Origin of the sequence: Promicromonospora sp. NPDC050249, assembly GCF_040656015.1 — a bacterium.
Lineage (GTDB): Bacteria > Actinomycetota > Actinomycetes > Actinomycetales > Cellulomonadaceae > Promicromonospora.
In genome coordinates, this window is the sequence record NZ_JBFAKY010000003.1 from 235,924 (window position 1) to 255,641 (window position 19,718).

Here is a 19,718-nt window from a genome sequence, read left to right on the forward strand (position 1 = left end):
AGTATGTCTTGACATGAGCTCTCGCAGCGGTAGCGTGGGGGCCACTCAGATCCTTCACAACGACGTGACCCAAGGAGCCCAGACGTGAACAGAACACCCCTCGCCCGTGCGCTCGCCCTCGGCGGCGCACTGGCGCTGTTCCTCACCGCATGCTCGGAGGGCGGCAGGCAGCAGGAGGACGACGCTCCCGCTGCCGCCGCCGAGAAGACCATGACCGCGGTGATGGTCACCCACGCCGGGCCCGGAGACACGTTCTGGGACATCGTCCGCCGCGGCGCCGAGGCCGCGGCCGAACGCTACGGCGTCGACCTGCAGTATTCGGGCGACCCGGACGCGGCACGCCAGAGCCAGCTCGCCCAGCAGGCGGTGGACCAGGGCACGGACGGCCTGGCGCTCACCTTCTCCAAGGGGGAGGCGATGCAGGGCGTGGCGCAGAACGCCGTCGACGCCGACATCCCCGTCGTCGGCTTCAACGGCGGCATGGAGGATGCGCTCGACTTCGGCGCGTTCACGTTCATCGGCCAGGACGACGGGCTCGCTGGCGAGGCGCTCGGCGACCTGCTCACCGAGCAGGACTTCACGCACCCGATCTGCGTGATCCACGAGCAGGGCAACGTCGGCCTGGAGGCGCGCTGCGCCGGCGTCAAGGAGAAGCTGCCCGACACCGAGACGCTGTACGTGCAGGGCACCGACATGACGCAGGTGAGCTCGACGGTCACCGCCAAGCTCCAGTCCACGGCCGACGCCGACGTCGTCATCGGCCTCGGGGCGCCCTTCACGCTCACCATCGTCGACGCGGTCGAGGAGACCAGTTCGGAGGCCAAGGTCGCCTCGTTCGACCTGAACGCCGACCTCGCCCAGGCGGTGGCCGACGGCGAGGTGCTCGCCACGGTCGACCAGCAGCCCTACCTGCAGGGCTACATGGCCATCGAGTCGCTGTGGCTGCAGCACAACGGCGGCTTTGTGCTCGGCGGCGGCCAGCCGGTCTTCACCGGACCGGCGATCATCGACCAGGACAACGCCGCCGACGTCCTCACGGGCGCCAAGGACGGCATTCGCTGATGGTCGCTGAAACCACCCCCGCGGAGGCGGCGGCATCACCACCGACTCCCGCCGACGAGCGTGTCGTGCGGCGCTCGCCGGTCGCGCGGCTGCTCGTGCGGCCCGAGATGGGCGCGGTCGTCGGCGCGGTCGCCGTGTTCGCGTTCTTCGCGACCGTCGCCCCGGTGTTCACGCAGCTCTCGTCCGTCGCGACGGTGCTGTACGGGGCGTCGACCATCGGCATCATGGCGGTCGGCGTCTCGCTGCTCATGATCGGCGGCGAGTTCGACCTGTCCACGGGCGTCGCCGTCGTGTTCTCTGCGCTGACCGCCGCCCAGTTCTCGTGGTTCCTCGGCACCAACGTGTGGGTCGGTGTCGGCGTGGCGCTGGTTGTGTCGCTCGGGCTCGGTTTCCTCAACGGCTACCTGCTGATCGTGACCAGGCTTCCGTCGTTCATCGTCACGCTCGCGACCTTCCTGATGATCACTGGGATCAATCTCGGCGTCACAAGGCTCGTGGCCGGCGGGGTGTCGAGCCCGTCGATCTCCGCGATGGACGGCTTCGAGTCCGCGCGTTCGCTGTTCGCCGCCAAGATCAGCTTTCTCGGCGTGCGCTGGGACGTGACGGTCGTCTTCTGGCTGGCTCTCGTCGTGATCGCCACGCATCTGCTGGTCCGCACCCGCGTCGGCAACTGGATCTTCGCAGCGGGCGGGGACGAGCTGGCGGCGTCCGCGGTGGGCGTCCCCGTCGTCCGCACCAAGATCGGCCTGTTCATGGGGGTCGGACTGTGCGCGTGGCTGCTCGGCATGCACAACCTGTTCGCGTTCGGCACCGTGCAGTCCGGCGAGGGCGTGGGCAACGAGTTCCTCTACATCATCGCCGCGGTGATCGGCGGATGCCTGCTGACCGGCGGCTACGGCTCGGCGGTCGGTGGCGCCCTCGGCGCGCTCATCTTCGGCATGGTCAACAAGGGCATCGTCTACGCGCAGTGGAACCCCGACTGGTTCAAGTTCTTCCTCGGCCTCATGCTGCTCGTGGCCACTATCGTCAACCTCGTCGTCAAGAAGCGGGCGGAGCAGCGATGAGCACCACAGGCGGCTCCCTCGTCCGGATGCGCGGGGTAGGCAAGCGGTACGGCAACATCCTCGCCCTGCAGGACGTCGACCTCGACGTCGAGGCAGGCAGCGTCACCTGTGTGCTCGGCGACAACGGTGCGGGCAAGTCCACGCTCATCAAGATCATCGCGGGCCGCCACCAGCACTCCGACGGCGTCCTGGAGATCCACGGCGAGGAGCGGACCCTCGGCTCGCCGCGCGAGGCCCTCGACCTCGGCATCGCCGCCGTCTACCAGGACCTCGCGGTGGTGCCGCTCATGCCGGTGTGGCGCAACTTCTTCCTCGGCTCCGAGCTGACCAAGGGCCGCGGCCCGGCCCGCATCCTTGACGTCAAGGAGATGCAGCGCATCACCAAGCAGGAGCTGCTCGACCTGGGCATCGACCTGCGGGACGTGAACCAGCCGATCCACCAGCTCTCGGGCGGCGAGCGGCAGTGCGTGGCGATTGCGCGCGCCGTCCACTTCGGCGCCAAGGTGCTCATCCTCGACGAACCCACCGCCGCGCTCGGCGTCAAGCAGTCGGGGGTGGTGCTGCGCTACGTGCTGCGGGCGCGCGACCGGGGGCTCGGCGTCGTCTTCATCACCCACAACCCGCACCACGCGTACCCCGTCGGCGACCGGTTCCTGCTGCTCAAGCGCGGCCGTCCGCTCGGGTACCACGCGAAGAAGGACGTGACGCTCGACGAGCTGACGTCGCAGATGGCCGGCGGCGCCGAGCTCGAGGAGCTGGCACACGAGCTGGAGCAGACAGGCGGCGACAGCTCGCTCATCGCCGACGTCCGGGCCGCGGAGGCGTGACCCAAGAGATGACCCCGGTCAAGAACCAAGGAGAAACCATGCGCATCGCGCTCATCGGCGCCGGACGGATCGGCGCCGTCCACGCCCGCTCGATCGCCGCGTCACCCGACGCCGAGCTCGCGCTCGTTGCCGACCCGGTCGACGGCGCCGCGGCGCGCCTCGCCTCGGCCCACGGTGCGGCGGCCACCACGGAGGTCGCCGACGTGTTCGCCGACGACACGGTGGACGCGGTGGTGGTCGCGTCCCCGACCGCTCACCACGTCGAGCAGATCCTCGCGAGCGTCGAGGCGGGCAAGGCGGTGCTCGCCGAGAAGCCCGTGGACCTCGACCTGGCCCGCGCCGACCGGTGCCTGGCCCAGGTGGGCGACCGCGCCGACCGCGTGATGCTCGGCTTCAACCGCCGGTACGACGCGGGCTTCGCGGAGATCCACCGCCGCGTGACCGCCGGCGAGATCGGCGACCTCGAACAGCTCACGATCATCAGCCGCGACCCCGCGGCGCCGCCCGTCGGCTACCTCGCGGGGTCGGGTGGGATCTTCCGCGACATGACGATCCACGACCTCGACATGGCGCGGTTCTTCCTCGGTGACATCGTCGCCGTCCAGGCGGTACCGCAGCGCCTGGACCCCGCCTTCGCGGAGATCGACGACTACGACGCCGCGATCGTCACCATCACCGCCGCCTCCGGCGCCGTGGCGACGATCATCAACAGCCGGCACTGCGCGGCGGGCTACGACCAGCGGCTCGAGGCGTTCGGCCCGCGCGGCGCGCTGCGCGCCGAGAACCACACGGCGACGTCGGTGGTCCTGGACGCCGCGGGATCCTCGGGCGCACGAGGCCCGTACCTCGACTTCTTCCTCGAACGCTACGCCGCCGCGTACACGAGCGAGCTGGCCGCGTTCGTGGCCGCCGTCCGCGAGGGTTCCGCGCCGACGCCGTCGCTGCTCGACGGACGCCAGGCGCTGGCGCTCGCCGACGCCGCGACCGAGTCCGCCCGCACGGGCCGCAGCGTGGCCCCCGCCCCGGTGCCGTCGACGGCGTCGTCGGCCGCCGTCTGATCCCTGCTGGACCCCACACCCCACCCCGGACGAGAGAGAACGAGATGACCAGCGAGACGACGTCCTCCGGCGCCCCCACCAGCAAGGCGCGCAACACCGACCCGCAGTTCAGCAAGCTCACCGTCGGCGTGTGCCCCGACCAGTGGGGCGTGTGGTTCCCCGACGACGAGAAGCAGATCCCCTGGGAGAAGGCACTGGCCGAGATGGCCGAGGCCGGCTTCGAGTACATGGAGACGGGCCCGTACGGCTACTTCCCGACCGACCCGAAGCGCCTGCAGAAGGTGATGGACGACAACGGCTTCAGCGTCGTCGCCGGAACCGGCTGGGGCATCCTGCACAAGACAGAGGCGTGGGCCGAGACCGAGAAGACCTTCCGGGCCATCGCGGAGACCCACGCGGCCGTCGGCGCGGAGTACATCGTCCACCTGCCCCCGCTGTTCCGCGACGACAAGACCTGGGAGTGGACAGACGACCGCGTGCTGACGCCGGACGCCTGGAAGCTCTACACCGAGAACGCCAACCGGCTCGGCCAGATCCTCAAGGACGAGTACGGGCTGAAGATGGTGCTCCACCCGCACGGGGACAGCCACATCGAGACGCCCGAGGACATCGCGCGCGTGTTCGACGCGACCGACCCCGACTACGTCAACCTGTGCCTCGACACCGGCCACATCGTCTACGGCGGGGGAGACCCGCTGGAGATGGTGCGCACCTACCCCGACCGCATCGCCTACGTGCACATCAAGGCCTTCGACGTCGAGCTGACCGAGCAGGCGCACAAGGAGGACTGGCCCTTCGGCGAGGCCGTCGCGCGCGGCGCGTCGGTCCGGCCCCCGGCCGGCGCCCCCGACATGAAGTCGCTCGTCGCCGCGTTGGCCGGCCTGGACAAGGACCTGTACGTCATCACCGAGCAGGACCTGTACCCGTGCGACCCGCGGCTGCCGCTGCCGAACGCCGTCATGACCCGCCAGTACCTGGCGTCGTGCGGCCTGGGCCTGCTCTGACGAGGCCTGCTCCGACTGGGGAAGCTGGGAAGGGGGAACTGACGTGACGGGACGACGGCGGATCGGCGTCGGGCTGATCTCGGCGGGCTGGATGGGCGCCGTCCACTCGCACGCCTACCGGGCGCTGGGGGAGCGGTACCCGGAGCTCGACGTCGACGTCGTCCCCGTCATCGTCGCCGACACCTCGGCGCCGAACGCCGAGGCGGCGCGACGCCGCTTCGGCTACCGGGAGACGACCGCCGACTACCGCGACGTGCTCGCGCACCCCGAGGTCGACGTCGTGTCGATCTGCAGCCCGAACTACCTGCACCGCGAGCATGCGCTCGCGGCCGCGGCGGCCGGCAAGCCGTTCTGGGTGGAGAAGCCCATGGGCACCTCCGTCGGGCAGTCCCAGGACATCGCCGATGCCGCGCGGGACGCCGGGCTGGTCACCGCCGTCGGGTTCAACTACCGGCATGCGCCGGCGGTGGAGCACCTGCGGTCGCTGGTCCGTTCGGGCCGGCTCGGGCGGGTCAGGAACGTCCGCGTGGTGCTCGACGCGGACTACTCGTCGTCGCCGTCCGGGCCGCGGACCTGGCGGTTCGTGCGCGAGACGGCGGGGTCGGGGGTGCTCGGTGACCTGCTCAGCCACGGGTTCGACCTGGCGCAGTACGTGGTGGCTCCGGTGCGCGAGGTGACGGCGCTCACCGAGACGTTCATCGCTGAGCGTCCGGCGCCCGTGGGTGGCGGCGTCGGGCACCAGGCCCATGGTGATCTCGACGGGGAGCTGCTGCCTGTCGAGAACGAGGACTACGCGGCGGTGCTCGCACGGCTCGACGACGGTGCTGTGGCGACGTTCGAGTCGTCCCGGGTGGCCGTGGGGCCGCGGTGCGGGTACGGGATCGAGGTGTTCGGGAGTCTGGGGAGCGCGCGGTGGGACTTCGAGCGGATGAACGAGCTGGAGGTCTGCCTAGGGCCGGGGGATGCCGGGTACGGGTTCACGCGGGTGCTGACCGACGGGGCGCACGGGGAGTTCGGCCGGTTCAATCCTGGTGGGGGTATGGGGCTGAGCTTCGAGGACCTCAAGGTCATCGAGGGGGCGCAGTTCATCACCTCGGTGCTCACCGGGGAGCAGCTGGCGCCGTCGGTGGCGGACGGGCTCCAGGCGGCGCGGGTGGCGGCGGCTGCGGAGGCCTCTGCCGCTGATGGGCGCTGGCACGCTGTGGTACCTCGGGCCTGTTGAACCACAGTCAGATGTGGCCCGTTGGGAGGGCCTTCGGGGGCCGGTAACAACTGGCGTGGCTGTCGTACCTACCGGATATGATGGGGCGCGTCGGTCGGGAGGACTCGAGGTCACCCTTGGTTCCGTGTCGGCATGACGGGCTGTGGCGCAGCTTGGTAGCGCATCTGCTTTGGGAGCAGAGGGTCGCTGGTTCGAATCCAGTCAGCCCGACCAATGCCCACCAGCACTGATACACATTGGTGCTGGTGGGCTTGCTCGTACTCAGCCACTGGCGGAGCCCATTCGGGAGCGACGTGCAGCTCGAAGGTTCGCCGACCGCGCCGGACCGGTCGTCCCCGCTTCTTGAGGCCGCCCGGCGACTCCTGAAGAACGCTACAAGCGCTGCGGGTCGCTTCGCTCCCCGGAGAGGGGTGAAGAGAGGGCGAAGTCCTGGCCCTGGGGGTGGTGTCGCTCCACTGTGTCGGTCGCGATCCTGGATTTCAGCTGGTGCGTGGCCCGAGCCGGATGGGAGCGTACCGCTACGGCACGACCCAGGGAGCGCCGGCTACCGGAGAGGAAAGGGCAGCGCGTGATCGACCTTGACGAGCTGGATGCCGCGGCACTGGAGCGATCATTCAGCGGGATCGTGACGGTCGACGTCGGCGATCGCACCGTTCTGGAACGCTCCTACGGACTTGCGCATCGTGCTCTGGCGGTGCCGAACACTCCGACCACGCGGTTCGCGATCGCGAGCGGCAGCAAGAGCTTCACCGCCCTCGCGATCATGCAGCAGGTCGTGTCCGGGACGCTGCGGCTGCAGGACCCGGTGCGCCGGTTCCTCGGTGACGATCTGCCACTGATCGACGACGACGTCACGATCGAGCAGCTGCTCACCCACACGTCAGGGATCGGCGACTACCTCGACGAGGACGACGACTGGGACCCCGCCGACTACGTCCTCCCCGTCCCGGTGCACACGCTCGAGACCGCCGAGTCGTTTCTCCCGATCCTGGACGGCTTCCCGGCCAAGCACGAGCCTGGGTCGCGGTTCACCTACTGCAACGGCGGCTACATCGTGCTGGCGATCGTCCTCGAGCGGATCACCGGACGACAGTTCCAGGATGTCGTGGACACCGATGTCATCGGGCCTGCCGGACTCACGCGCACGGCGTACCTTCGATCGGACGAGCTGCCCGGGGACGCCGCCCTGGGCTACCTGTACCCGGACGGTGATCGCAGCAACGTGCTGCACCTGCCGGTGCGCGGCAACGGTGACGGTGGCGCCTACACGACCGCCGCCGACCTGCACCAGTTCTGGCGAGCGCTCCACGCCGGTGCGATCGTGCCTTCCGACGTGGTCACCGAGATGACGCGCCCGCGTTCACTCGTGCCGGACGAGGACTTGCGGTACGGCACCGGCTTCTGGCTCCATCCGGACGATCCCGCGATCGTGATGGGCGGCTTCGACGCAGGCGTCGCCTTCCGGTCGACACACGATCCCGCGACCTGTACGACCGCGACCGTGCTGAGCAATTGCACCTTCGGGTCGGGAGCCATCGTCGAGCTGTTCCAGCGCTCCTGGTCAGACCTGCTGACGATCACCTGACGGCCGTGCCGCGGCTGGCGCCCTGACAGCGCTCAGGCCGGGGCAGCGGTCTGCATCTACGGGAGGGCCTCGATGGCCTGGTCCGGTCCGGACCAGGCCATCCCTCACCCGCGGCGCCCGATCAGGGCGTGAAGTCGAGCACGTCGTCGGTGACCGCGAGGACCGACCAGACCTGCCCGTCGGCGTCCCGGAGCTCGTAGGCCGGGAGCAGCAGCACCGCGCCGTCCGGCATGTACTGCTGCGCCACACCGAGGCGGCCCGACGTGATCGTCACGTCAGTCACCGGCCAGGCGATCTGGGTGCCCGGGGTCGGGGCGGGGGGCACCGTCGGACTCGGGGCGGGCATCATGTCGCTGCTCGCCGCGTCACCATCCTCCGCGGCGCGGGCGTCCGCCGCCTGCGCGATCAGGCCGCCCGAGGCGCCGAACCGCGGGTCACCCAGGCGTTCCACGGCCTCGGCCTCGCTCACCACCGGGTACTGGCCGAGCGAGATCGTCTCCGCGAGGAAGCCGGACAGGTTCGCGATGCCGGACGCCGACACCGACGCGCTCCACGACAGCCCCGAGCGCTGCCCCTCGACCACCTGCCACGCCGTGACGTAGCGCCACGGGTCGTCTTCGTACGACTCGCCCGCCTCCAGCTCGAAGCCCGCAGGGTCGACGCCGAGGCGGTCCATCACGTCCCGCAGCGCGGCGACGGCGTCGCCCGTGGCCGGGGCGGCGTCCGGCGTGACGGTCGGGCAGTCCGGGGCCGGGAGGATCTCCGAGCTGTCGGTGCGGCCCTCGCCCGTCGTACCCCGCTCGGTCTTGCTCGGGAGCGGGCAGGACCACGGGTCGTGCGCCGGGTCGTAGAAGTCGAAGCTCCCCGAGCCGTCCGCGTAGACGTGGACCGTCGGGCCGCTGCCGTCGGCCGGGCCGACCACCCAGGAACCGTCCTCCTCGCGCGGTTCTCCGGAGACATCGAGCGTGTCGCCCACCCGGCGCGCCGTCTCGGCCGACAGGACTCCTGCGGGGTCGAGGCCGAACGCCTCGGCCTCCGAGCCCGACGTCGACAGGCCTGAATCCGCGTGGAACACGGTGCGGCCCCAGAAGCCGTAGGGGTACGACGACTTCTGGTCGGCGCTCTCGGCCGCCATACCCGTGTCCGTTGCCGCCATCGGTCCGGACGCCGGTCCGGCGCCGCGCGAGTCCGCCGCACCGACCGGGGCTTCCAGCGTGATCGGCGCCTCGGCCGTGCTCTCGCCCGCGCCGCCGGGGCCGTCGGCCCACGCGGCGCCCGCCAGGTACCCGCCGCCCCCGACGGCGACGACGGCCACCGCGGCGGCCGTGCCGAGCCATCCGGTCCGACGCCGGGCACGCCGCGCGGCGAGCTCGTCGCCGGGCAGCTCGAACGCCTCGTCCTGGCCCGGCGCGTCCTGGCCCGGCGCGTCCTGGCCCGGCGCGTCCTGGCCCGGCACGTCCTGGCCCTGCACGCCGGGGTCGCCGATCTCGTTGGTGTCCATCGTGGTCCTCCATGCTGAACGTGGGGCCGGGGCGGTCCCCACACCCGTCATGTGTGCCGTGCCGGCCTGCCCTTGCGGTCTCCCGCGCGGTTGCCGGCGGGCGCGTCCGGCTCGGTACAGAGCCTGCTGCAGCTGCAGAGCCTCGTCGCAGAGGTGCCGCCCGAGCTGGGCCGGGCTACGGCCTCGGCGATGGAGGCGCCGGTAGGTTGCTCAGCCACCGAGTCGGGCAGCGAGCCCTTCCAGGACGATGTCGAGGTGTCGTTCGAACCGCTGGTCGCCGTCATCCTGGAGGTGTCCGGCCTCCTTGACCAGGGACGCGCCTTCGCCCAGCCAGGCGTCGCGCTGTGCGGTGGAGTAGCGCGTCGGATCGGTCTCGGCGGCTTGGCGTCGTTCCTGTTCCTCGATGACGAAGCCGACGACGAAGGCAGTGACCACGTCGACGGCGTCGTCGGCGTCGGCGGGCTTCCAGCCCGATGCGGTCCAGCGTTCGAACAGCGGCTCCTTCATGCGCACCACGTCCGGCTCCGTGATCCGGGTGCCGCTGAAGACGCGGGCCCCGTCGCGATGGCGCAGGTACTCCGAACGCAGGACGCGGGCGTAGGCGGTGAGGTCGTCGTGCCAGCCGGCGCCGGGCGGGACCGCGGCGAAGGCGGCGGTCACGCGACGCATGACCTCGGTGGCCATCTCGTCGAGCAGCTCCTGCTTGTTGCGCACGTGCCAGTAGAGGGCGGGGGCGCGGACGTCGAGCCGGGAGGCGAGCGCTCGGACGGTGAGGCCGTCGATGCCCTGGTCGTCGAGGAGCTCCAGCGCTGCCGTCACGATCAGTTCCCGGGTGATGCCCTTGGTCATGGGTGACACGTTAACGGTGTTCAGAGACGCTTGATGCGTCCTTGAGCTGGAGAGTGCAGATCATCGATCTCCAGCTCGCACCGGCTCAGTCCGGTACGACGACGGCGCGGCTTCGACCGGTGTGCGCCCACGCCTCACCGACCCGGCTCAGCGGGAAGGCGGTGTAGGGCACCTGCAGGGATCCGTCCGCGAAGCGGGCCATGACCTCGGGTGCCTCGGCGAGCATCTCCTCGGCGGACCGCGATCCGACGCCGCTCCCGGTGATTCGGATCCTGCGGCTGCGCAACAGGTCCGCCGGCAGTGACGCCTCCGGGCCGGCGAGCGTCCCGATCTGCACGTAGGCCGTGTTCGCCTCGGCGTCCTCGCCGCCGCGCCCCAGCACGGCGAACGTGGCCTCGGCGACCGGCCCCCAGAGGTAGTCCAGCACGAGGTCGGGTGACGTCTCGGACACGGCATCGGCCAGGGCCCTCGTCAGGCCGTCGGGGCCGTCATGGACCAGCGACGCGGTCGTCGCTCCTGCGGTGCGCAGCCGCTCCAGCGCCTCCGGGTCGCGTCCGGCGGCGATGACCCGCTCCGCCCCGAGCGCCAACGCCCCCTGCACGGCAAGGCTGCCCGACGCGCCCGTTGCACCCAGTACCAGCACGGTGCCCAGCGCCCCCACTTCCTTGCGCCGCGCGGTGAGGACCATCCAGCCCGACAGGCCGGGGTTCATGCCCGCGGCGATCTCGAGCGGATCCGCGCCCGCCGGGACCTCCGCCTGGAACGGAGCGACCAGCCGCTCCGCCATCGTCCCGAAGGGCGGCCGTGCGTAGCCCGTGTAGACCAGACGTCCGTCGCTGGTGCGAGCGACCGCGTCGATGCCGGGCACCAGCGGATACGTCATCTGCCCGCGGCCGTAGTGCCTCCCGGTGGCCAGGCCGCGAACGACGTTGTGCAGGCCGGCTCCGACAAGGTGCAGCGGCTCCTGGCCGGGCGGGGCGGGCGGCTCGGGGAACTCACCGCAGGTGGGTGGCGCATCGGGGGCGGTGACGACTGCAGCACGCATCGGAATCTCCTTAACTAAGTTCAATGATGCGGCCAGTCTTCTCGAACGTTGTTAAGTTGTCAATACTCCGGCTCAGGAGCGAGGTCGGGCAGCCCTGTCAGGCAGGCACTTTCAGTGCGATGGGGTGTCGACCCGGTCGCCTCGTTCCGCGGGCGACGCCGGCCTGGCGACCGCTCGGGCGAAGCAGGTCGAGACGGCGACGGCGACGAGCACGACGACGATCGCCGAACGCAGGCCCACGTGCTCGCCGATCAGCCCCAGCACGGGCGGTCCGACCAGAAAGGCGGTGTACCCGGCGGTCGCGACCGCGCTGACCCGGCGGGCCGCTCCCACGGGGTCGTCACCGGCGGCGGAGAGTGCCACCGGGAACCCGAGGGCTGCGCCAAGGCCCCACAGGACCACGCCGGCAGCGCCGATCCACGCACCGGGAGCGAACGAGACCGTCGCGATCCCGAGGACGGCGAGCGCGGCACTGGCGACCATCACGGGCGTACGCCCGAACCGGTCCAGGAAGTAGCCCCCGGAGAACCTGCCGATCGCCATCGACAGGCCGAAGAGCGCGTAGACCAGGGCCGCGACGGGCGCGGACAGCGCGAACCCGTCGACCATGATCAGCGGGAGCCAGTCGTTCGCGGAGCCCTCCGCCAGCGCCATGCCGAGCACGATCACGGCGATGGCAACGGTGCGCGGCTCGGTCCATACCGCGAGAGCGGCGCGGAGGCTCTGCATGATCGGGGCCCGGCGGCGCAGGTCCGAGCCGGGCTCCCGGCCGACCGCCGGTGCGAGGCTCCGCACGAGGAAGACCGCCGCGGCAGCCGTGAGTACCGCCACCGCGGTCAGGTGGGCGGCCACCGGAAGACCCACCGTGCTCGCGGCCAGGCCCAGCAGGCCACCGACCGCGATGCCCAGGCTGTACGACCCGTGCAGCCCGGGCACGACCACCCGGCCGAGCGCGGTCTCGACGTCGACGCCCTCGACGTTCTGGCCGATCTCGCCCGATCCCATCCCGAACCCGAAGAACGCGAGCCCGACGGCGACGAGCCAGCCGAGCCCGGCTCCCGAACCGATCGCGACGGTCGCACCGCCGGTCACGATCGCGACCATGCCCCACAGCACGACGAACCGTGCCCCGCGCTGGGCCACCAGCGTGCCGGCAGCCGCGATGCCGACCATCGAGCCCGCGGACAGCCCGGCGATGACCAGGCCCATCTCGGCGGTGCTCGCGTCGATCGCGTCCCGGATCGCGGGCGTGCGCGAGACCCAGGACGCCATGGACAGACCCGTGACGAAGAACGCGACGAACAGCGCGGTCCGACGTCGGTCCGCGGTCGGGTGCACGGTCACCGGGCCTCCTCGGCCGGAGCCTCGGTGCGAGAGATCGCTGTGGGTTCGATGAGGCGGTACACGGCGCTTCGGACACGGTCGACGTCGAACGGCTCGGTCGAGATGTGGCTGTGCAGCACCAGGCCCTCCTGCAGGGCGTCGATGACCGGTGCCGCTTCCGCGGGGAAGTGCCGGCGCAGCGAGGCACGGGACCGCTCCATCCAGGACTGGATGAGTACCCGGTAGCGCTCGTCGCGTACCGCCAGCGCGTACAGCTCCGCGGACAGCACCATGTCCCGTCCGTACCCGGCGCCCTGGGTGACGATGAGCTGGACGACCCGCTCGCGAGGGTCCTCGCCGTCGAGCGGCTCCGCCATGATCTGGTCGAAACGCCCGTGCATCTGGTCCGCCAGCCGCTCGAACGCTGCCAGCAGCATGTCGTCACGGGTCGGGAAGTGATAGGTCATGGACCCCATCGGCACGTCGGCCGCCTCGGCCACCGACCGGTAGGTCGCCCCGGCGGAACCGTCCCGGGCGATCAGGTCCAGCACCGCGTCCAGGATCCGCTCACGCCGGCCGGGGTCGGTCCGCCGAGGCCGGTTCACAGGACGGCCGCGAGCTGTTCCAGCGCGGCGAGCGGGTCGGGTCCGGCGGGTACGAGCACGTTCGACGTCACTCCCGCCGCGACCAGGTCGTCGATCCGCGCACGGACCTGGCCGGGTGTACCGGCGAGCGCGAGCTGTTGTACCCACGGCGCGGGCAGTCGCTCGACGAACTCCTGTCGTGTGGCGCAGCCGGCGCGCAGTGCCGCGAACTGGGCCGCGAACGGCAGCGGAGCCAGGTGCGGCGCCCAGTCCGGTTCCCCGATCCACTCGAGGCCAGGCCGCGCCGTGGCGATGGCGACGTCCGGATCCTGGTCGACGGCGGCGAGGTTGTACGCGACGACCCGGTGCGCGCCCTGGGCCGAGATCTGCTCGCGCGCCGCGACCGTGTACTCGGGCGTGACCGGCTCTGCCAGCACCGTCCCGTCCGCCACCTGCCCCGACGTCGCGAGCGACCGCGGCCCACGAACACCGAGCAGGAGCGGCGGCACCGTCTCGGGCAACGACGACGGCTCCAGCCGGACGCCCTCAAGACGGGCACCCGCGACCATGCCGTCCAGGGTGTCTCCACCAAGGAGCGCACGCAGCCCCTCCGTGTACTCGCCCAGGAAGGTCAGCGGCCGCTCCGGCCAGCACCCGGCCTGCCGCATCCAGCCCGGCATGCCATGCCCGATCCCGACCATCGCCCGCCCGGGGAAGAGCTGACCGAGCGTCGCGATCTCCATCGCCGCGAAGACGACGTTGCGCGACGCCGCGGGCAGGATCCCGATGCCGACGTCGATGCGCTCTGTGCCGGCCAGCACCGCCGCGGCCTGCGTGAGACCACCACGGAAGCCGAGGTCCTCCACGACCCACAGCTCGTCGAACCCGATGCGCTCGGCTGCGCGGGCGTAGTCCAGTACCTGGTGCGCGGGCAGGTCGCGCGGCAGCATCACACCGATGCTCGCTGTCGTAGTCATGGCGCATAACTATCAGAACGCTCGTATACAGGCAAGACTCTTCCTGCCGAGGGGACAACGCGGTGGGGAGCGGTTCGCTCCCCACCGCGTTCCCCGTCAGGACCGCCCGATCACCGTCTCAGACCGCGCCGTCCTGCCCGCGCGAGGATGTCGGCGGCCGCCGGGTCGGCCTTGACCGCCTCGTCGAAGGTCTCCTGGGGCAGCACGGTGTTCCCGGCCACGGTCACCGTCGTGGGCGGGTCGTCGTAGCCGTCGGGCAGGGCGTCCCAGAAGTTGCCGACGAAGGCGACGTTCTCCAGCGGCGGGCCCACCTGCAGCACGATCGGCGTGTCGGCCCGGCACACGATGTTCCCGATGACGGTGATCCACGCGGCGCCGTAGTCGGCGTAGAGCCCGAAGTTGTACGACGTCAGGACATCGCGGATCACGTTGCCCCGGACCACCGCCCCGCCGGCGAACGACGAGCCCTGCGGTGCGGACAGGTAGATCCCGCCGCCGTCCATCAGCACGCTCATGCTTCGTTCGACGAGGTTCCCGATCACCTGGGTGTCCCTGGTCTGCTCGCCGCCGGTGATCACGATGCCGTTGTGCGGTACGTCGTGGATCTCGTTGTGCGCCACGGTGGTCTCCTTCGAGGCGATGACCAGGACGGCGGGCGAACCGCGGTACTCGCTGCCGATGTGGTGGACGAGGTTGTCCTCGACAGTGACGCGACTGGAGCCCTCGACGGCGATCCCGCTGCCCGAGATCTCGTCGAAGACGTTTCCCCGGACCTCGACGGCGGTACTGCCGTCGATCGAGAGTCCGCCGGCGCCGAGGCGGGTGAAGTGGTTGCCCTCCAGGATCATCCGGCTGACCGAGTCGAGGACGACGTTGGCCGGTAGCTGGGTCGGTGTCGCCGGAACGTGGACGTAGCCAACGGAAGCGCCCATGTCGATCTTCTGGAATCCGCCCCGCTCGTGGCGAGCGTTGCCGTGATAGTGCAGGTAGCCGCCGGAGCGGGAGGGGCCCGACCAGTTCGCGTCGGCGAAGGTGAGGCCGCGCAGCACGATGTCGTGCACGCCCTGCCCGCTGACGATCGTGTCGAGAACGGGCACGACCGCTGTGGTCCTGCCGATCTCCTCGCCGGGGCGCGGGCGGTAGTGCAGGACGTGTTTGCCCGGTTCGGAGCGGTCGGTCGCGAAGGTGCCCGGCTCGCCGAGGAAGGCCACGTTGTTCTCGAGCACGGACGGCGCGGCGAGGCCGTCCCAGGTCCCGTCACCCTCTGCGCCGTACCACTTCGAGTCGTAGAGGGCCTTGGCGTTGTCGAAGGCGGGCTGGGCCATGGTGATGGTGGTCGAGGAGCCGTCCCCGGAGATCGCGGCGACCGCCAGGCGAGCCTCGGCCCACGGATAGACGCCTGGGTAGACGAGCTCCAGCCCCGAGGGATCCGGCCACGACTGCGGTTCCGCGCTGTCCGTGACGTAACCGGTAGCAGTTTTCGTCACGTTCCCGGGAAGCCCGGTGCGAGCCGCCCGGGCCGCTGGGCGGCCCTCGACGGAGAGTCGTCGTGGCTCCAGCTCGCCGATCGGGGCGGTCCAGACACCGTCGGCGCCCGCGGACCAGCCGGCGACCTCGCGGCCGCCGCTGAGCACGACCTCCTCCTGGTCGGCCGTTCCGTAGCCGTGTGCCTGGTAGGCCACCCGGAAGCCGTTCGTTCCGGAGTCGGCCTGCGTGGCGTCGAAAGTGAGCGGTTCTTCGAGGTGGTAGACACCGGCCCGGAAGGTGACGACGATGTCGCCGGTCATCTCGGCGGTGAGAGCGCGCACCGCTCGCTGCGCCGCGTGCGGGGTGGCGAACGGCCGGTCGAGGGTGCCTGGCCAGTCGTCCTGGCCGTCGGGGGACACGTAGAACCTGTTTTCGGGCATGATGAAGCGGCTCCAACGAGTTGATTTATGGAATATACTGAGGTTTATCAGTTAAACAGGATCGAGCGACGAGCGTCAAGGGAGTTGTGGTGGCTGAGGACGACGTGCAGCCGGATCCGGAACGTGCGATCGAGCTGCTGTGGGGCGCGCACGAACCGGCCAGGCCCGGGCTGAGCCTCGGCCGGATCGTCGCGGCGGCGATCGAGGTCGCGGACGCCGAGGGGCTCGGCGCGCTGTCCATGCGCAAGGTCGCTGAACGCTTCGGCACGACGACGATGTCGCTCTACCGCTACGTTCCCGGCAAGGCGGGGCTGGTGGAGCTCATGCGGGACGCCGTCTACGGCGAAGTGCCCCTGGAGCCCGCGGACGGGCTGGGCTGGCGCGCCGGCCTCGAGCGCTGGGCGCGGCGGGCGTGGACGATCCACCAACGGCATCCTTGGCTGGTCCACAGCGCGGGAAGCCGCCGCCTGCCCGGTCCGAACATCATGGCCGGGTACGACCACGCGCTCGACGTCGCGTCACGCGGCGGTCTGGCGCCGGCCCAGGTGATCGCGGTGGTGAATCTCGTGGGCGGGTTCGTCGAGTCGGTCGCGCGTCAGGCGGGGGAGACCGCTGAGCTCCAACGGCGCACCGGGATCTCCCATGAGCGCTGGTGGAGCGAGCGAGAGTCCCTGTTCGAGCGGATGGACGCCTATCCGGCCCTGGGAAGGCTGTGGGAGAGCGGCGGTATGGACGAGCCGCTCGATCCGTTCGAGTTCGGGCTGCAGCGCACGCTCGATGGCGTCCAGGCGCTCGTCGCGAGCCAGGGGAGTGAGGTAATGCGTGACGAAAATAGCCGAGCCAAATGCGTGATGTGCGGGAAGTCGTTGGACGAGGGAGGTCGAGGGCGGCCACGGGACTACTGCTCGAGGGCCTGTCAGCAACGTGCCTATCGCCGGCGTCATTCGACTACGTCTTGATCCTGGCGGTCGCGCCGGTCAAGGAAGCTGCCCGTCAGGCGACCGGACTCGGGTGCCTCGTCCGGGGTCAGGTCGTGGAGCAGAGCGGAGGCAGGGTCTCCGTGCCGGATCACCATGGTGCGGGTGACCTTCGGGTACTTCTCCGCCCACCTGGCACCGGTCCTCTGTTCGGCGGGGGCTCGGCCGTGCCCGAGTGCCGGGAGTAGGCTCGCTCGGCCGCAGCCACCCACTGCTCGAAGGAGAGAAACGGTATGCACCTGGCCGCCGCCGCGGGCGTCGCACGGAGCCGGTTCCAGGCGTGGACCGCGCCGCTCGCGCCGTCCGCGGCGATCACCGCCACTGACGGACGCCTGGTCGCAGGGCCGAGGTACCTCAGCAGGGGCGGCCGTCCGGTCGTCCCCGTCTCCGGCGAGCTCCACTTCTCCCGTGTGCCCCGCTCCGACTGGGACGCCAGGCTCCGGCTCATGCGAGCGGGTGGCGTGACGGCGGTCTCGACCTACGTCATCTGGATTCATCACGAGGCCGAGCGGGGCGAGGTGTCGTTCGACGACGGTCTCGACGTCGCCGCCTTCATCGACACGGCGGAGGCCGCGGGGCTGGACGTCGTCCTGCGCATCGGCCCCTGGGCCCACGGCGAGGTCCGCAACGGCGGCCTGCCCGACTGGGTGCAGGAGCTCGACGTCCGGCATCGCACCGACGATCCCGGTTATCTCGACGTCGTCCGGACGTGGTTCGGCGCGCTCGGCGCTCACCTGGCGGGTCGAGTGCGACCGGGCGGGCCCGTCGTCGCGGTGCAGATCGAGAACGAGCTCTACGACCAGCCCGAGCACATCAGGACGCTGATCGGTATGGCCCGCGAAGCCGGGATCGAGGCGCCGATCTGGACGGCGACCGCGTGGGGCGGCGCCGAGCTGCCGGACGAGGTGATCCCGCTCTACGGCGGGTACGGCGACGGGTTCTGGGTCCCATCCGACCACCCATGGGACGCCAGCTTCCGGGCGCACTACTTCTTCGGCCACGTCTGGGACGATCCCGGCATCGGCTCCGACCAGCGGGAGGACGCCGGTACGCCGCCGCCGACGTCGTCCGAGCACCGCGGCCCCGCGGCGACCTGCGAGCTCGGGGGTGGCATGGCGGCGTCCTACCACCGGCGGCCCGTGCTCCGGCCCGGGGACGTCGCGGCGATCGCCCACACCAAGATCGGCAACGGCTCGGTCTGGCAGGGCTACTACATGTACGCCGGCGGCAGCAACGTCTGGCGCGGCCCTGACCTGCAGGAATCTCTCGCCACCGGGTACCCCAACGACCTCCCGGTGTTCGACTACGACTTCCACGCGCCGATCGGTGCGGCAGGTTCGAGGTCGCCGTCGTTCGACCTGCTGCGCGACCAGCACGCGTTCCTCGCCGCCTTCGGTGACCGCCTCGCGACGATGTCGGCGTCGATGCCGGAGACCCCGCCCGCGGACCTGGACGACACGAGCACGCTGCGATGGGCGCTGCGCAGCGACGGCACCAGCGGTTTCGTCGTGATCGGGCAGCACCAGCCGTACGTCGAGATGCGGGATGCCGAGCCGACCCGGTTCGCGATCGAGCTCACGGACCGCGTCGTCGAGCTCCCCGCCGCGCCCGTGTCGATTCCTGCGGGGACGATGGCGCGCTGGCCCGTGGGGCTGCGGCTCGCGGGCGCACCGGAGATCGAGTGGGCGACCGCCTCGGCGGTCACGATCCTCGATGGGGACGGCGACGACGACCGGGTCACCCTCGTGCTCCGCGCGGAACGAGGCATCACCCCGGCGCTCGCGTTCGCCGATCCCGAGGTGAGCGTCGTCGCACGGTCGGGTGCGGTCGCTCTCGCCGACGGAGCCTGGGCGGTCACGGCGGAGGACAGCGCGCTGCTGGAGGTGCGCACCGCCGGGGCGGCGCTCGACGTCCTCGTCCTGGGGCCGGACCGGGCGGCACGGACCTGGGTGCTCGACCGCGGTGGCCGCCGGACGCTGCTGGTCGCGGACGACGATCTCTGGACCGCGGCGGACGGATCGCTCGCCGCGCGCACGACCGGCACCACGGCGGGTGCGGTCGAGCGCTGGGAGCCGACGTCGGGCCGGTTCGTGCGGCTCGCCGGCCCGGACGCCGAGCCGCGTTCGGGCGCGTGCGCCGTCGTCGGGGAGCGTCCGCCCGGCGAGGTGCCCGCAGGCTACGGCGGCACGAGCACGCGCGGCGCGGCCCCGGGCCACGACCTCGTGCGGCGGACGGGCGCCGTCTGGGACGTCGAGCTGCCCTCGTGGACCGCGGAACCGGGCGTCGACGCCGTCATCGACGTGGAGTGGGCGGGCGACGTGGCGCTGCTCGAGGTCGACGGCACGGTTGTCGCCGACAGGTTCTGGGACGGCACATCGTGGCGGCTCGACCTCGGGACGCTCGGCCCTCTGCCGGCAGAGCTGCGCCTCGTCGTGCTCCCGCTGCATCCGGACAACCCCGTCTGGCTGCCGGCGGCGGCCGAGGCGAGACGACGCGAGACCGAGGGGCAGCTCGCGGCGCTCGGCGCGATCACCGTCGCCGAGCGCGTCACCTGGACGGCCGCGCGCGACTAGCGCTTGATCTCTGCGGTTCGTCGTGTCCGTTGTGGTGCCGCGAGATCGGTCAGTTGCACGCGGCCTGGGATGACTTCGGTCGGTTGCTCTGAGATCGGAAGATCGCCGAGGAGGTCGTGCGCACGCTCGTCGGTTCGATCGGGCTGGTGCTCGCCATCCC

At 71.2% G+C, this 19,718-nt stretch carries 16 protein-coding genes and 1 tRNA gene; 10 read left to right on the forward strand and 7 right to left on the reverse strand.

Annotated features, from left to right (window positions below; genetic code table 11):
• Positions 1 to 84: 84 nt before the first annotated feature.
• The 8 genes from AB0I32_RS03985 (at position 85) to AB0I32_RS04020 (ending at position 7,822) form a co-directional block, all read left to right on the forward strand.
• Positions 85 to 1,062 carry a substrate-binding domain-containing protein gene (locus AB0I32_RS03985; RefSeq protein ID WP_357503103.1) on the forward strand — a complete coding sequence of 326 codons (978 nt, stop codon included), beginning with the start codon at positions 85 to 87 and terminating at the stop codon, positions 1,060 to 1,062.
• Entirely contained in the window at positions 1,062 to 2,126 is a 1,065-nt protein-coding gene (locus AB0I32_RS03990) for an ABC transporter permease (protein WP_357503105.1), read from the forward strand. The genes AB0I32_RS03985 and AB0I32_RS03990 overlap by 1 nt, the downstream gene beginning before the upstream one ends.
• A complete protein-coding gene (locus tag AB0I32_RS03995; RefSeq protein WP_357503107.1) occupies positions 2,123 to 2,953 on the forward strand; it encodes an ATP-binding cassette domain-containing protein in 831 nt (276 codons plus the stop codon). Before AB0I32_RS03990 ends, AB0I32_RS03995 begins: the two co-directional genes overlap by 4 nt.
• A 38-nt stretch (positions 2,954 to 2,991) precedes the next feature.
• Complete coding sequence (iolG, locus tag AB0I32_RS04000; protein WP_357503109.1) at positions 2,992 to 4,011, forward strand: inositol 2-dehydrogenase; 1,020 nt, start codon at positions 2,992 to 2,994, stop codon at positions 4,009 to 4,011.
• Positions 4,012 to 4,055: 44 nt separating this feature from the next.
• Complete coding sequence (locus AB0I32_RS04005) at positions 4,056 to 5,015, forward strand: TIM barrel protein (RefSeq protein ID WP_357503111.1); 960 nt, start codon at positions 4,056 to 4,058, stop codon at positions 5,013 to 5,015.
• 43 nt (positions 5,016 to 5,058) lie between these two features.
• Entirely contained in the window at positions 5,059 to 6,237 is a 1,179-nt protein-coding gene (locus tag AB0I32_RS04010; RefSeq protein ID WP_357503113.1) for a Gfo/Idh/MocA family oxidoreductase, read from the forward strand.
• Positions 6,238 to 6,373: 136 nt separating this feature from the next.
• Positions 6,374 to 6,450, forward strand: a tRNA-Pro gene (locus tag AB0I32_RS04015).
• Between the two features lie 355 nt (positions 6,451 to 6,805).
• A complete protein-coding gene (locus AB0I32_RS04020; RefSeq protein ID WP_357503115.1) occupies positions 6,806 to 7,822 on the forward strand; it encodes a serine hydrolase domain-containing protein in 1,017 nt (338 codons plus the stop codon).
• Between the two features lie 121 nt (positions 7,823 to 7,943).
• Here the strand turns inward: AB0I32_RS04020 and AB0I32_RS04025 are convergent, their stop codons facing one another.
• The 7 genes from AB0I32_RS04025 to AB0I32_RS04055 all read right to left on the reverse strand — a co-directional run bounded on the left by AB0I32_RS04025 (position 7,944) and on the right by AB0I32_RS04055 (position 16,008).
• Positions 7,944 to 9,323, reverse strand: coding sequence for a hypothetical protein (locus AB0I32_RS04025; protein WP_357503117.1), 1,380 nt, complete (start codon positions 9,321 to 9,323; stop codon positions 7,944 to 7,946).
• A gap of 210 nt (positions 9,324 to 9,533) precedes the next feature.
• Positions 9,534 to 10,172: a TetR/AcrR family transcriptional regulator C-terminal domain-containing protein gene (locus AB0I32_RS04030; protein ID WP_357503119.1), complete on the reverse strand. Its 639-nt coding sequence runs from the start codon at positions 10,170 to 10,172 to the stop codon at positions 9,534 to 9,536.
• Positions 10,173 to 10,257: 85 nt separating this feature from the next.
• The gene (locus tag AB0I32_RS04035) at positions 10,258 to 11,217 is read right to left on the reverse strand and encodes a zinc-binding alcohol dehydrogenase family protein (protein ID WP_357503121.1); all 960 of its coding nucleotides are present in this window, start codon (positions 11,215 to 11,217) and stop codon (positions 10,258 to 10,260) included.
• Positions 11,218 to 11,328: 111 nt separating this feature from the next.
• Entirely contained in the window at positions 11,329 to 12,561 is a 1,233-nt protein-coding gene (locus AB0I32_RS04040) for an MFS transporter (protein WP_357503123.1), read from the reverse strand.
• Entirely contained in the window at positions 12,558 to 13,145 is a 588-nt protein-coding gene (locus AB0I32_RS04045; protein WP_357503125.1) for a TetR family transcriptional regulator, read from the reverse strand. The genes AB0I32_RS04040 and AB0I32_RS04045 overlap by 4 nt, the downstream gene beginning before the upstream one ends.
• Positions 13,142 to 14,101 (reverse strand): LLM class flavin-dependent oxidoreductase, encoded by a 960-nt coding sequence (locus AB0I32_RS04050; RefSeq protein ID WP_357503127.1) that lies wholly within the window; start codon positions 14,099 to 14,101, stop codon positions 13,142 to 13,144. The genes AB0I32_RS04045 and AB0I32_RS04050 overlap by 4 nt, the downstream gene beginning before the upstream one ends.
• Before the next feature lie 110 nt (positions 14,102 to 14,211).
• Positions 14,212 to 16,008, reverse strand: a complete 1,797-nt coding sequence (locus tag AB0I32_RS04055; protein WP_357503129.1) for a right-handed parallel beta-helix repeat-containing protein — start codon at positions 16,006 to 16,008, stop codon at positions 14,212 to 14,214.
• Between the two features lie 89 nt (positions 16,009 to 16,097).
• Here AB0I32_RS04055 and AB0I32_RS04060 point away from each other — a divergent pair, with 89 nt between their 5' ends.
• Together AB0I32_RS04060 and AB0I32_RS04065 are read left to right on the forward strand one after the other, a co-directional pair.
• Entirely contained in the window at positions 16,098 to 16,967 is an 870-nt protein-coding gene (locus AB0I32_RS04060; protein ID WP_357503131.1) for a TetR/AcrR family transcriptional regulator, read from the forward strand.
• Positions 16,968 to 17,218: 251 nt separating this feature from the next.
• Positions 17,219 to 19,558 (forward strand): beta-galactosidase, encoded by a 2,340-nt coding sequence (locus AB0I32_RS04065; protein WP_357503133.1) that lies wholly within the window; start codon positions 17,219 to 17,221, stop codon positions 19,556 to 19,558.
• Positions 19,559 to 19,718 lie beyond the last annotated feature (160 nt).